At 69.9% G+C, this 12,170-nt stretch carries 11 protein-coding genes; 7 read left to right on the forward strand and 4 right to left on the reverse strand.

Annotation, left to right across the window (positions count from 1 at the left end; all coding sequences use genetic code 11):
• The 7 genes from G4D87_RS22905 to G4D87_RS40135 all read left to right on the forward strand — a co-directional run.
• A partial coding sequence (locus tag G4D87_RS22905; RefSeq protein ID WP_163784341.1) for a tetratricopeptide repeat protein occupies window positions 1-1,246 on the forward strand: 1,246 nt, incomplete at its 5' end.
• A 94-nt stretch (window positions 1,247-1,340) separates the two neighbouring features.
• The gene (locus tag G4D87_RS22910; RefSeq protein WP_163784342.1) at window positions 1,341-2,486 is read left to right on the forward strand and encodes an LOG family protein; all 1,146 of its coding nucleotides are present in this window, start codon (window positions 1,341-1,343) and stop codon (window positions 2,484-2,486) included.
• Window positions 2,487-2,650: 164 nt separating this feature from the next.
• Window positions 2,651-3,334 (forward strand): HAD family hydrolase, encoded by a 684-nt coding sequence (locus G4D87_RS22915; RefSeq protein ID WP_163784343.1) that lies wholly within the window; start codon window positions 2,651-2,653, stop codon window positions 3,332-3,334.
• Window positions 3,325-4,134, forward strand: coding sequence for an STM4013/SEN3800 family hydrolase (locus G4D87_RS22920; RefSeq protein ID WP_205507691.1), 810 nt, complete (start codon window positions 3,325-3,327; stop codon window positions 4,132-4,134). Before G4D87_RS22915 ends, G4D87_RS22920 begins: the two co-directional genes overlap by 10 nt.
• Entirely contained in the window at window positions 4,131-5,447 is a 1,317-nt protein-coding gene (locus tag G4D87_RS22925) for an STM4012 family radical SAM protein (RefSeq protein ID WP_163784345.1), read from the forward strand. The genes G4D87_RS22920 and G4D87_RS22925 overlap by 4 nt, the downstream gene beginning before the upstream one ends.
• A complete protein-coding gene (locus tag G4D87_RS22930; RefSeq protein ID WP_163784346.1) occupies window positions 5,444-6,334 on the forward strand; it encodes an STM4011 family radical SAM protein in 891 nt (296 codons plus the stop codon). The genes G4D87_RS22925 and G4D87_RS22930 overlap by 4 nt, the downstream gene beginning before the upstream one ends.
• A gap of 192 nt (window positions 6,335-6,526) precedes the next feature.
• Window positions 6,527-6,766 (forward strand): hypothetical protein, encoded by a 240-nt coding sequence (locus tag G4D87_RS40135; RefSeq protein WP_338044994.1) that lies wholly within the window; start codon window positions 6,527-6,529, stop codon window positions 6,764-6,766.
• Window positions 6,767-6,970: 204 nt separating this feature from the next.
• Here G4D87_RS40135 and G4D87_RS22940 read toward each other — a convergent pair whose 3' ends face one another.
• The 4 genes from G4D87_RS22940 to G4D87_RS22955 form a co-directional block, all read right to left on the reverse strand.
• Entirely contained in the window at window positions 6,971-8,107 is a 1,137-nt protein-coding gene (locus tag G4D87_RS22940) for an STM4014 family protein (RefSeq protein ID WP_163784348.1), read from the reverse strand.
• Between the two features lie 6 nt (window positions 8,108-8,113).
• Window positions 8,114-9,463, reverse strand: a complete 1,350-nt coding sequence (locus G4D87_RS22945) for a WGR domain-containing protein (RefSeq protein WP_163784349.1) — start codon at window positions 9,461-9,463, stop codon at window positions 8,114-8,116.
• Between the two features lie 37 nt (window positions 9,464-9,500).
• Window positions 9,501-10,853 (reverse strand): WGR domain-containing protein, encoded by a 1,353-nt coding sequence (locus G4D87_RS22950; RefSeq protein ID WP_163784350.1) that lies wholly within the window; start codon window positions 10,851-10,853, stop codon window positions 9,501-9,503.
• 50 nt (window positions 10,854-10,903) lie between these two features.
• Window positions 10,904-12,170 (reverse strand): hypothetical protein (locus G4D87_RS22955; protein ID WP_163784351.1); only part of this gene is annotated, 1,267 nt, incomplete at its 5' end.

Here is a 12,170-nt window from a genome sequence, read left to right on the forward strand (position 1 = left end):
GACGGGGGGCTGGCTGCGCTCCGTCGCGGGAGGCCGGTACACGTGGGCGGTGGAGCCCGCCCCGGGGGTCGATGCGCTCTCCGAGGCGGAGCTTCCGGCGGCGCACCGGCGGGCCGCGGAGGCCTATGAGGCCCTTCCGGAGCCGCTGCGTCAGCGCGCCTGCATGGAGTTGACACGGCAATGGCTGTCAGCCGAGGCGTCCTCCCGGGCGCTGCCCTGGCTGGTGTCACTGGCGGGCTGGCATCTGGCGGCCTTGGAGCCGGGGCCCGCCATGGCTGTGTATCGCTTCGCGTTGGGCCTGGCGGATGCGCTCAATCCAGACGCCGCGCGGGAGTGGCAGCGCAGGCTCTGGGAATACATGGGCGACGCGCACCGGCTGGCGGGTGAGCCCGTGGAAGCGGAGGCCGCGTGGCACACGGCGCGGAAGCTGGATGATGAGGGATTGGCGTCTCCCGCGGGAGACCGGGCCCGGCGTCTGTTCAAGCGGGCGTCGGTGGTGCTCGCGCTCGGCAGGTATGAGGAGGTGCTGGGGCTCGACAGGGAGGGCCGCCGGGACTGTCTGTCCGCGGCGCCGCTGATGTCCGTATCGCTGGATGCGCTGTCCGCGCTGGCGCTCTCCGCGCTGGGCCGGTTCGAGGACGCGCGCGCGCGGGTTGTCCTGGCCCGCGCGCAGTTGCTGCAGGCGGCCAAGGAAGACGGCCCCGCGCGGGCGGGCGTGGAGGCGCTGCTCCACCGGGCCATGGGCAGCGTGCAGCTCGGGCTGGGGTTCCCGGAGGCCGCGGCGTCCGAGTACGCCCAGGTCCTGCGCTGGAGCGAGCGCTCGGGGGACACGTGGGAGCACTCCACCGCGCTGCTGAACCTGGGCGATGCGTATTCGCGGGCGGGAGACAGGGAGCGCGCGGCGCACTTCTTCCAATTGTCGCTGGAGCTGGATTCACGCACGGGCGACCGCCGGGGCATGGCCTACACGCACCATGGACTGGCGCTGCTGCACACGCGCGCGGGTGCGCCGGAGCTGGCGAAGGAAGACGCGCTGCGCGGGCTCCAGCTGGCGTCCATGCTGGAGGACCGGCGCCTCCAATCGCTGCTCCGGTGCGTGCTGGGGCGGGCCCAGTTGCAGCTGGGCGAATGGGAGGAGGCCGGCCGCCAGCTCCAGCTCGCGGCGAGAGATGCCTCCGCCGTGGGGGCTCGCTTGGAGCTGCTGCAGGCGGAGGCGTGCCTGCGGGTGCTGGAGGCGCGGCGCTGAGCGTCAGGGGCCGGCGGGCCCGAGACGCCGCGCATTCGGCCCGCGCCGCACTCCTCGCTACCCACAGGGCCGCGAGGCGTGAAATTGTTCATGCGTGATTGAAATCGAGACCATCGAGGCCTTCGAACGGCACCTCGCGGCGGGCGCCGGGTTCGCCAACGTCGTCATCCAGGGGTTGGACCTGCGGCGGTACACGCAGGCGCTGGCCTCCGCCGAACTCGTGGGCGCCGTCTTCCTGGGCTGTGAGCTGGAGAAGGACGCGCTGAAGGCCACCGTGGAGCACGGGGCCATGGTGTTCCCGCCCATCTCCGGCGTGCCCTATCAGCCCTACCGTGGCGCGCTGTACTCGCCGGAGGAGCTGTACGCGGGCTTTGACCCCGCGCGGCCGGAGTCCTACGCGGACACGCCGGATGCGCGCATCTACGCGCACTGGGCGGCGAACGGGCGCGGCAATCCTCCCACGCTGCTGGAGACGCTGGCGCAGCGGCTCCATGACCACTCGGTGACGGAGGCCATGGAGGCGCTGCTGTCCGGGGCGGGTGGCGTGCGCAAGGTGGTGGCCATCATGGGGGGCCACTCCATGAAGCGCGGCCAGCCGGACTACCGCGCGGTGGCCTCCCTGGCGCGCGAGCTGGCACGCCGTGGCTTCTTCATGGTCAGCGGCGGTGGCCCGGGGGCCATGGAGGCCACGCACGTGGGCGCGTGGTTCGCGCGGCGCACGGAGGCGGAGCTGGACGCGGGGCTGGCCCTGCTCGCGCAGGCGCCCAGCTACACCGACCGCGCGTGGCTCTCGCGCGCCTTCGATGTTCGCCGCGCCTTTCCCTTGGGCGAGGATGACCTGCCGTACTGCGCCAGCCTGGGCATCCCCACGTGGCACTACGGGCACGAGCCGCCCAACCCCTTCGCCACGCACATCGCGAAGTACTTCGCCAACAGCGTGAGGGAAGACGGTCTGCTGACCATCGCCAAGGGCGGCATCGTCTACTCACCCGGCAGCGCGGGCACCATCCAGGAGGTGTTCCAGGATGCGTGCCAGAATCACTACAACTCGGTGGGCGTCATCAGCCCCATGATCTTCCTGGGCACCGAGTTCTGGACGCGCACCCGGCCCGTGTACCCGCTGCTGCACCAGCTCGCGCAGGGCTGCGACTACGCGCGCTACCTCATGCTCACGGATTCGCAGGAGGAGGTCATCCGGGCGCTGGAGGCGTATGACCGCGAGGCGCACCCGCCTCGCTGAACGCTTGCGGCCTCGCCGGGATTCTCCGCGTCTCCCGCCTCCATCAGGCAGGCACGGGGGCAGGGGCCCGGCGAATCCGCCTGGACGCAGCCTCTCCACTGCGTTGTCGCTGTTCGACGCAGCCGGGGCGGCGTATCCTCGTGGTTTCGGGAAGGAGCGCTCGGATGCGGCCCCGGGCCGTCTTCTTTGACTTGGATGACACGCTGATTGACCGCGCGGGCGCCTTCACGCGCTACGTGGACTCGCTCGTCTCCCGCTACCTGTCGTTGCTCCCCGCGGCTCGGCGTGCCGACGCCGTGGCCTGGATGCACGCGGTGGATGGGCGTGGGGGCGCGTCCCGGAGTGCGTTCTGTCAGCAGGTGACGGAGGCGTTCCCCTGCCTGGGCCTCACGCCCGACGCGCTCTGGGAGGACATGGCGACGCGCCTGCCTCAGCTCGTCCAGGCGGACGCGGGCGTCTGTGATTGGGTGGCCTCCGTGGCCCGCTGCCGGCCGGTGGTGGTGGTGTCCAATGGCTCGGCGCGGGTGCAGCGCACGAAGCTGGCCCGCGCGGGGCTCGCGGAGGTGCTGCCGGAGGTCTTCCTCTCCGGCGAGGTGGGCGCGGCGAAGCCGGATGCCCGCATCTTCGAGGCCGCGCTGGCCCACGTCGGACGTTCTCCAGAAGAGGTGCTGCACGTGGGCGACGACCCGGAGCGGGACGTCGTGGGCGCCGCGCGGCTGGGGCTGGCCACCTGCTGGGTGTCTCACGGCCGGCCGTGGCCCTCCGCGCTGCCGCCGCCCATGTTCACGGTGGAGTGCATCCCTTCGCGCATCGACGACATCGCCGGAGTGCTCACGCGATGGACATGAACGCCGTGGTCGGCTCGCACGACCTGCTCTTCATCACCCTGGACACGCTGCGCTTCGACGTCGCCGAGGCGCTCGCGGCCCAGGGGCGCACGCCGAACCTCTCCGCGCTGCTGCCCGGAGGCCGGTGGGAGCAGCGGCACTCTCCCGCGAGCTTCACGTACGCGGCGCACCACGCCTTCTTCGCGGGCTTCCTGCCCACGCCCGCCACGCCGGGGCCGCATCCCCGGCTGTTCTCGATGCGCTTCGAGGGCAGCGAGACGACGGCCTCCAACACCTGTGTGCTGGACGCGCCGGACCTCGTCACCGGGCTGGCGGGCCGCGGGTATCACACCGTTTGCATTGGCGGCGTGGGCTTCTTCAACAAGCGCAATCCGCTGGGCAACGTGCTCCCCGGCCTCTTCGCGGAGAGTCACTGGCGCTCCGAGCTGGGCGTGACGGACGCTCGCTCCACCGAGCACCAGGTAGCGCTGGCCGTCCAGCGGCTGGAGGCGCTGCCGCGTGAGCAGCGCGTCTTCCTCTTCATCAACGTGTCGGCGCTGCACCAGCCGAACCGGCACTACGTGCCCGGCGCCACCCAGGACTCACGCGAGTCCCACGCCGCGGCCTTGGAGTACGTGGACTCGCGGCTCCCTCCGTTGTTCGCGGCCCTGCGGCGCCGGGGGCCCGCCTTCTGCATCGTCTGCTCGGACCATGGCACCACCTACGGCGAGGACGGCTTCACTGGCCATCGCCTGGCCCACCCCGTGGTGTGGACGGTGCCCTACGCTGAATTCCTGCTACCTCGAGAAACCGCACCATGACGCGTCTGGAGCAGATGCTCGAAGGGTCGCCCTATGTGGCGTACCTCTACGGCTACCCACACAAGACGGCCTACCGGCCCTTCACCCCCGCGCTCCCGCTGGAGTCCGTCTGGGCGGAGGAGCGGCGCGACGCACTGTTCCTCTACCTCCACGTGCCCTTCTGCGAGATGCGCTGCGGCTTCTGCAACCTCTTCACCGCCGCCGGGCCGAAGCAGGACGTGGTGGACGGGTTCCTGGGCGCCCTGGTGCGCGAGACGAAGCGGGTGAAGGCGGCGCTGGGGGCGGCGAGCTTTGCCCGGGCCGCCATTGGCGGTGGCACGCCGACGCTGCTGGACGTGGCGGGGTTGAACACCGTGTTCGACCTGGCCGAGGGCGTCATGGGCGCGGACATGAAGAACATCCCCGTGTCCGTGGAGGTGTCGCCGGAGACGGTGGACGCGCAGAAGCTCCAGGTGCTGCGCTCGCGCGGCACAGACCGGGTGAGCATGGGCATCCAGAGTTTCATCGAGGCGGAGGTGGCCGCGGTGAAGCGCCCCCAGAAGACGGCGCAGGTGGAGGCCGCGTTGGAGCTCATCCGCTCCACGGGCTTCCCCACGCTGAACCTGGACCTCATCTACGGCATGGAGGGGCAGACGGAGGAGAGCTTCCTCTACTCGCTGCGCACGGCGCTCCGTTACTCGCCGGAGGAGATTTATCTCTACCCGCTCTACGTCCGGCCGCTGACCTTCCTGGGCAAGAAGGCGCGGGCGTGGGACGACCTGCGCCTGTCGTTGTACCGCGTGGGCCGCGACTTCCTCCTGTCGGAGGGCTACACGCAGGTCTCCATGCGGATGTTCCGCGCGCGCCATGCGCCGGACGCGGGCGGTCCGGTGTATCGCTGCCAGGAGGACGGCATGGTGGGGCTGGGCTGCGGGGCTCGCTCATACACGGGACAGGTGCATTACTCGTCTGAGTACGCGGTGGGCTCGCGCGAGGTGCGCTCCATCATCTCGTCGTACAGCGAGCGGACCGAGGCGTCCTTCGGTGAGGTGGCTTACGGCTTCCGACTGGACTCCGAGGAGCGGCGGCGGCGCTACATGCTGTTGTCCCTGTTGGCGGACGGCGTGGACCTGGCCGTCTACCGGCAGCGCTTCTGCACCGACGCGCTGGAGGACTTTCCGGAGCTGGAGGAGCTGGAGGCGCACGGGCTGGCACGGAAGAACGGTGGGGTGGTGCAGCTCACCGCTGAGGGCGTGGAGCGCTCCGACCTGATTGGGCCCTGGCTGCACTCCGAGCAGGTGCAGGCGATGATGAAGGAGTACGCCTGGCGATGAAGCTCACCGTGCTCTACCGAGGCCCGCTGTCGAGCTGCAACTACGGCTGCGAGTACTGTCCTTTCGGCAAGTGGAAGCACACGGACGAAGAGCTGGCTAAGGACCGCGCGGACCTTGAGCGCTTCGTCGCGTGGGTGGAGGCGCGCACGCAGGACACGGTGTCGGTGTTCTTCACGCCATGGGGCGAGGCGCTCATCTGGCCCTGGTACCAGGAGGCGCTGGCGCGATTGTCACACCTGCCGCATGTGGAGCGGTTGGCCATTCAGACGAACCTGTCCTGCAAGCTGGACTGGGTGGCCCAGGCGCGCGCGGACAAGCTGGGCATCTGGGCCACGTACCATCCGGAGTGGACGAAGCGGCACCGCTTCGTGGCCCAGTGCGCGAAGCTGACGGAGCTGGGGGTGCGGCACAGCGTGGGCGTGGTGGGGTTCCTGCGCTTCACGGAAGAGGCGGAGACCCTTCGCGCCGAGCTGCCCGCGGACACCTACTTGTGGATCAACGCGGTGAAGGACGGGCAGGAGGAGCCCTACTCGGCGGAGGACGTGGCGCGGTTTACGCGTCTGGATCCGCTCTTCCCGGTGAACAACACACGCCACCCGAGCCTGGGCCGCGCGTGCCGGGGCGGGGAGTCGGTCATCTCCGTGGATGGTGAGGGCACGGCGCGGCGGTGTCACTTCATCGACGAGCCGATTGGCAACATCTACGCGCCGGACTTCGATTCAGCGTTGAGGCCCCGGCCGTGCGCGAAGCAGACCTGCGGTTGTCATATCGGGTACGTGCACCTGGAGTACCTGGAGCTGGACCGCGTGTTTGGCTCTGGCATCCTGGAGCGCGTCCCGGCGACTCCCTTGTGGAAGGGCGTAAGCGTTCGGCCAACGACGTGCTGAGAGGTGGGCCCCATGAAGCGCGTTCTGTTATCCCTTCTCTGCATCCTCCCGGCATGCGCCCTATTCCAGAAGCCGCCGCGCCCGGTCCACGCCCCGTCGGAAGAGGCTGCCGCCGTCGAAATCCCGCTCGCGTTTCCGACTGAGGGACGGCAGGTCATCAACGGCGCCACCCTGCGCGCTATCCAACTCGCCATGGAGGACTACCTTCCATGGGACCGGAAGCTGCCCAGAGATGCCACGCCGCTCTACGAGTGCCTCAACCGCCGCGAGTCCTACATGGTCGCCGCGGCCCCCGCCTCGCCGGGCGTCGTGCTCGTCAGCATCATCCCGAACCCGGATGCATGCGACATCGCCACGGCGCCCACCCTGGAGGGAGGCGCCACCTACGCGGTTGATGTAAACGGCTGGCGCATCCTCGCGGTGCAGGAGTAGTCGCCGCCGGGCCATGCCGCATCCCCGGCGGGGCAGCCGAGGACAGCCGCCCCGCCGGATGCGTCACGCGACCTGGTCCTGCCCCTCGCGTAGCGCCTGCTCCTGCCGGCGGGCCGCGGCCTCGCAGCAACGTTCCTCAAGCTCCATGCCCATCGCGCGCTGGCCGAGTTGCTGCGCGACGACGAGTCGCGTGAGGGGCGAACGTCACGGAAACTGACGCAGGGCTTCGCGAATCTCCCACTCGTAGACGGTGAGCCCGTCACGGCGGAGGTTGGGGAGCAGGTCTCCGAAGGCGTTGGCCTCCAGCACCCGGTGCCCGGTGAAGTGCTCCTCGTACATGAGGTCGATGCCCACGTGCAGGCAGTCATGCGCGCGCGCCACCGTGCGGCAGCTCTCCATTGCGTCCGCGAGCTCGTTTCCGGGCACCGCCGCGTGGAAGTCGTCCAAATCCCCGCGCCAGCCACCCAGGTGCAGGTTGGTGATGGGCCGCATGCTCTGCCGCACCACCGTGAAGGCCGGCTCGCCCCGGACCATCAGCACCCGGCAGTCGAAGTAGTCGCCGCCCAGCCGCGCCTTGGGAATCGAGCGCTCCACCTGTGCGCCTTCGCCCAGCAGATACGTGAGGAGTTCATTCACCTGCGCTGGAGCCTCGACGCGGCGGACCTTCAGCGAGTTGTACCAACCCGTCTTCGCCACCTCGATGGTGGTGGTCAACGCGTCCGCCGAGCGCCCCCTCCTGTAGATGGCGAGGCATGACGCGGAGGACCCGCACGACACCTTCACGTACACCTCGCGGCAGTCCTCCGCCTCCATCCGCTCCCGGAGCGATTCCACGTCCGTGACGCCGTCCAGCGGCTCCGGAACCGGCACGCCCAGGGCGGCGTAGCGGCGGGAGGTGATGCGCTTGTCGAACAGGTCCGCGATGGCGGCGGGCTTCTGGAGGACGCACCAGCGCGGATGCGCCGTGAAGATGGCCTCCAACTCCGCCAGGACGCGCAGGAAGCCCAGGTGGTGTTGCCGGGGGCTGAGAATCCGGCCGTGGTCCACGGGCAGGCGGTCCACCTGCTCCGGCGTCAGGATGGAGCAGCCGTGGCCCACCGCGTCCGCGTAGCCCCGCTTGAGCAGGGCCTTCTCCACGTCCCAGCTCTCCCCCGTGGAGTCGATGCGGACCAACGCCTCCGAGTCCGGCAGGTCCGCCAGCAGCCCCGGCGTCGTCAGCAGCTCGCGCCAGGGCACGACGTGCGCGGGCGGGAGCCCCTGGTGGGACAGGGCCTCCTGGAACAGCGTGACGCGCCGGTTCTCCGCGTTGCCGATGAGGATGAACGGCGGCGCGCGTTTCATGCCGGACTACTCGCCCACCGCCGCGTAGCGGAGGCCTTCCTCGTCGTCGAACTCATCGCGCTGGCTCCCCGTCGCCACGGCGGGACACAGGTTGGCCAGCAGCTTCACGCCCTTGCGCGTGAGCAGGTTCCGCGACACGTCCAGCTTCTTGAGGTGCTTGAACGCCGCCGCGCTCGCCGCCAGGACCGCCGCGTCGGAGTCCCTCAGCGTGCCGTTCGACAAGTCCAGCGACTCCAACTGCCGCAGCACCTTCGACTTCGTCAGCAGGGGCGCGAGGTCCTCGGACAACCCCGCGTTGCTCAACCCCAGGTGCTTCAGCCTCGGCAGGCCGGCGGCGTCCAGGATGGGCTGGACGTCGCTGGCGCGTCCCCGGTCGCCGTGCTCGTCGCCGCCGAACCAGACCTCCAGGTGCTCCAGCTTCGGCCACTTCGCGCTGGCGATGGCTTGCACCGCCGTCCGCGGGAGTGCGGCCGACTCCAAGATGAAGCGCCGCAGCTCGGGGAGGTCCAGCGTCCCCAGGCGTGCGTCTCCGCCGCGCAGGCGCAGGGAGGTGAGCTGGGGCAGGGCCTTGAGCAGGGGGGCGAGGTTCCCCAGGGGGACCCAGGAAAGCTCGGCCTCATCCGGGAAGACGAAGTCACCGATGAACAGCGTCTTCAGCGTCGTCGGCGCCCACTTCGTCAGGACCTTGACGACTTCGTTGTACCCGGGGTCGCCATCGCGGTCCGGCAAGCCGAGCGTCAGCTCCTGGAGGAACCTGCCCGAGGGGTGACGGAGCAGCATCGTCAGCACCTCGACGATGTCGAAGTCCGGGTCTGCGTCGAAGTCGGAGGCCGCCACCCGCGCGCCGCGGATGAAGCCCAGGTGCCATGCCAGGGTCAGGGACTTCTCGCCGAGCATCGACATGAGGCTCGCGCCCAGGAGCGTCCCCTGGTGCTCCTTGTAAAGGGCCGCAGCCTTGCGCTTGAGGCGGGTGGCCTCCGCGCCCTGGGCCTGGCGCTGCGCGTGCTGCAAGGCAATCAGCTCCCCGCGCGGGTCGCCCTGGCCCTGGAGCCAGTCGGCGTAGACGAGGTAGCCGTCGTCAGTGTCCGGAGCCTGGAGGATGGCGGCCTCCAGCTCCGGGTTCGTCTTGGGCACGGGCGCCGTGTCCTTCGGCCTGACGCGTGTGTAGCCCTTCTTCGTCTTCTCCAGGACCTGCTTCTGGTACGCCGTCATCGCCTCGTAGGGCGTCTTGAGCGCCTGGGCCTTCACCTGTCCCTCCGTGCCGAGGCGTCCCCACCGGGTGGTGATGACGGCGCCCTTCCGTTCGATTTCCCAGAACCTGCTCGAAGTGCCTTCCGTGTATTCGAAGCGCGGCATGGTGTGTCCCCCTGGAGTGGCAGCTCGACGGACGGGGTTACTCGCCCACCGCGGAGTAGCGGTAGTCCTCTTCGTAGTCGCGCTGGTTGCCCACCGTGACGTTGGGGAGCGCCTTGGACAGCAGGGACTGCGCCTCCGCCGTCAGCGTGTTCTCCGTGACGTCCAACTGCTTGAGGTGGGCGAAGGCCGCCGCGTTGTCCGCCAGGGCTTGCGCGCCCTCGTGCGACAGGATGCCCATGGACAGGTCCAGCTTCTCCAACTGCTTCAGCACCTTCGCGGTGGGCAGCACCTGGGCGAGGGCGTCCGTGAACTCGGAGTTGCGCAGGCCCAGTTGCTTGAGGTTCGGCAGACCCTTGCCGTCGAGGATGGGCTGGATGTCCTCCACGCCGCCCTCCGCGCCGTAGTTGTCACTGCCGAACCACACTTCCAGGCGCTCCAGCTTCGGCCACTTCGCGCTGGCGATGGACTTGATGGCCGCCAGGGGCAAGCCGCCCGTCTCCACGGTGAACTCACGCAGCTCGGGCAGGTCCACGTCGCCCAGCGCCAGGTCGCCGCCGCGCAGCCGCAGCTTGCGCAGGCCGGACAGCAGCTTGAGGAGGCCGGAGAGGTCGTGCAGGTGCGTCCAGGAGATCTCGGTGTCGTCCGGGTACTCGAAGTCGCCGATGAACAGCTCCTCAATCGTCTTCGAGCCGCCGGCCTGGACGATGGCTTCGACGGCCGTGCTGTAGTCGTTCTCCTCGAAGTCCGCCATGCCCAGCGTGAGGCCGCGGATGAAGCGCGCGGAGGGATGCTTGAGCAGCGTCCCGAGCGCCTCGGCGACGTCGAAGTCAGAGTCGTAATCCTTCTTGCCCACGCGCGCGGAGCGGATGAAGCCCAGGTGCCACTCCAGGGACAGCTCCTCCGACTTCACTCCGGCCGCCAGCTCGCCGAGCAGCAGCGTCTGGTACTTCTTGATGTGCGCGGTGGCCTTGCGCTTCAGGTCGCTGGCCTCCGTGCCGCTGGCCTGAGCGGCCGCGTGCTGGATGGCGATGAGCTCGCCGCGCGGGTCACCCTGGCCCTGGAGCCAGTCGCTGTAGACGAGGTACGCGTCCACGTTGTCCGGGTCCTTGAGGATGGCGGCCTCCAGCTCCGGGTTGGAGGCGGGCTCTTCACCGCCACCGCCGTCGGAGTCGTCGTCCTCGTCCTTGCCCGCGAGGACGTAGCCCTTCTTCTCCTTCTCGCGGACGAGCTTGTCGTGCTCCTTCTGGGCCTCTTCGGGAGAGCCGAAGGTCTGGGTCTTCTCCTGGCCGTCGGTGCCGATGCGGCCCCACCGCGCGGTGAAGCTGGTGCCGGAGAGGTTGATTTCCCAGAACTTGCTGGAGCTGCCTTCCTTGAACTCGTACCGCGCCATGGCTCGTCCTTCGTCCGTTGCGCCAGGTGGGGCGCGTTGTGGGACGGACGCTAGAGAAGCCCTTGCGCAAGCTCAAGCGTTACCCCCGTCCAGGCCTCCCAATGCGCGCGGGGGAGATCGGCGCTCATCGGTGACTCCGGATTTCGAGAATCCAGCACGCGCGGGGAGGGGCCGCTGAGGTCGAGCACATGCCGCTCGACGCGGGGGGCGCTGGGGTGCAACGCCTCCTCGACTTGACTGCTTGCGTCGATGAGCACCAGGTCCACCCGCGCGCGCTTCGCACGCGCCTCCGCATCCGTCAGGACCTCGTCCAGCGAGGCGGCGGTGAGGACCTCCGCCGTTCCTCGGGCCCGCCACTCGCGCAGCAGCAGCTCGCAGAGGCCGCGCTCGGCCTCCAGGGGCGCCGAGCCGTCAGGGGCGCGCAGGAAGACGGCGCGGAAGAGGAGTTCCTCGCTGCCCAGCCAGAGGGAGAGCCGCCGCACGAGGCAGAGCAGCAGGCCCATGGAAACCACGACGCGCTGCCAGCGGACCCCCGCGTCCTTCACGCGCGCATCCACGAGGCTCGGCGGCAGGACGAAGGTGATGACGCGCCGGCGGCGGACGGAGATGCTCTCGTCGCGCGTGTAGTAGAGGAGCTCGCCCTCCACGTAGCGCACGTCGAAGAGGTCGAGGTCGGGCTCGTCCTCCATGTAGACCAGCTCGGAGGTGACGAGGTTCTCCAGGCTGCCCACGTTGGACACGGAGGAGAAGCCACCTTGTGGGAAGGCGGCCTCGTCCTCCATCGCCATGGGGAGCGGCGCGGTGCTCACCGGGCGGGCGCGCAGCTTGGGCGGCAGGGTTCGCGACAGGGCCTCCGCGGCCTCCACTGCCTGCTCCAGGGCCAGCCGCTGCGCCTTGCCCTGAAGGTGCTCCAGGTTCTCCAGCGTGAAGGACTCCGCGTCGCCGAGCAGGGCATGGGCGCGCCGGGCCGCGCTCGCCAGGGCTTCGTAGCCTTCCGTGAGCCGGTCCAGCGCGGTGCGGGTTCCTGATTCGCGCAGGGCCGTGTAGCCCGCCTGGAGCAGCTCCGCGGGTGGGCGCTCCAGGACGCGCCGGGCCAGGGCGGGACTCACCGGGCTCCCCGTGGTGAAGCCCATGTGGGTCAGGACACGCGCCACGAGGAAGGCGACACCCCGCGGACGGAGCGCCTCGGGCAGCCGTGCGAGGGCGGCGGAGACGGCCTCCAGGTGGGGCTCCGCGGCCAGGCGTGCCAGCACATGGTCGTCATACGCGCGCACCGCCGCGCGCAGCCGAGGCTGGGTGTCGGGGACGGGCGCGGAG

The organism is Myxococcus vastator (genome assembly GCF_010894475.1).
Classification (GTDB): domain Bacteria; phylum Myxococcota; class Myxococcia; order Myxococcales; family Myxococcaceae; genus Myxococcus; species Myxococcus vastator.